The organism is Halorubrum sp. AJ67, from assembly GCF_000513435.1.
In genome coordinates this window covers 53,360-54,409 of the sequence record NZ_CBVY010000002.1, presented here as the reverse complement: position 1 = coordinate 54,409, position 1,050 = coordinate 53,360, and the positions used below count along the sequence as shown (strand labels likewise).

The 1,050-nt window shown below is 69.6% G+C and carries 1 protein-coding gene and 1 pseudogene; one reads left to right on the top strand and one right to left on the bottom strand.

From position 1 onward, the window contains the following. On the top strand, positions 1-582 hold a 582-nt coding region (locus tag BN903_RS02405; protein ID WP_048076450.1), incomplete at its 5' end, for a DUF4382 domain-containing protein. A gap of 296 nt (positions 583-878) precedes the next feature. Here the strand turns inward: BN903_RS02405 and BN903_RS18410 are convergent. Continuing rightward, positions 879-1,050 (bottom strand): annotated as a pseudogene (locus BN903_RS18410) (TVP38/TMEM64 family protein); the annotation flags it as partial.

Sequence of the window (1,050 nt, the reverse complement as noted above, 5' to 3'; positions counted from 1 at the left end):
CGACTCGTCGTCACCGTCGAGGGGTTCTGGCTCGGACCGGAGGGTGCTCAGCCGGAATCGGACGACGACGGCAACGAGACGGACGACGGAAGTGACGACGCCGACGGTAACGAGACTGACGGCGGCAACGAGACCGATGACGGCGACACCGACGAGGAGGACGTCCCCGGCCGCGAGTACTTCGAGTTCGACGAGCCACAGGAGGCCGACCTCGTCGAACTCCAGAACGGGGAGACCCGGCTGATCGACGAGCGCGATCTGGAGACCGGCGAGTACCCGTACCTCCAACTCGACGTGTCCGCGGCCGACGGGACGCTCACCGACGGGAGCGAGGCCACCGTCGACCTCCCGGGTAACGCGCCGCTGAAGTTCAACGAGCCGTTCGAGATCCGCGAGAACACGCAGACGACGTTCACCGCGGACTTCGCGCCGGTGGAGCGGGGGAACGGTCGATACCTCCTCCGCCCGGTGCCGAGCGGGATCGAAGTCGCGTACGGCGACGCCGAGGACGCCGACGAATCTGACGGCTCCGACAGCTCGGACGACGCCGAATCGAGCGGCGGCAACACCTCCGACGCCTGACGGCCGCGCGTTCCCCCGGTCCCCCGTTGGAGCCGCGGTGCGATCGCGGCTCCGGGGTTAGGCTGGGTTTCGGTTCCCGGGGTTCGGGGACCGGGGGAATGTGCGTTGCGTCACGGTTGGTCCCCGCGTCGAGGGTCAGAGGCACACGACCCGCACGATCGCCCGCGCGACGACGCGCACGGGCGGTCTCCGTTCTTCCGGCCTGTGTCGATACGTTTTCTCCCGATTCGTTTCTCGTCGTGGCTTCTCGTCGCGGCCGCTCGTCGTCTACCCATCGAACCGCTCGTCGAAGCTGGTCAGGCCGAGGCCGCCGCGTCGGGTGCGACGAAAGTCCGGTAGAGCGGTCCGGCGAGCACCAGCGCCCCGACCGCGGCCATGCCGAGGATCGCGGTCGGATCGACGAGCGATCCGCCGCCCGCTGCGAGGCGGTCGAGCGAGACGCCGACCGCGACCCCGCAGAGGACCCAC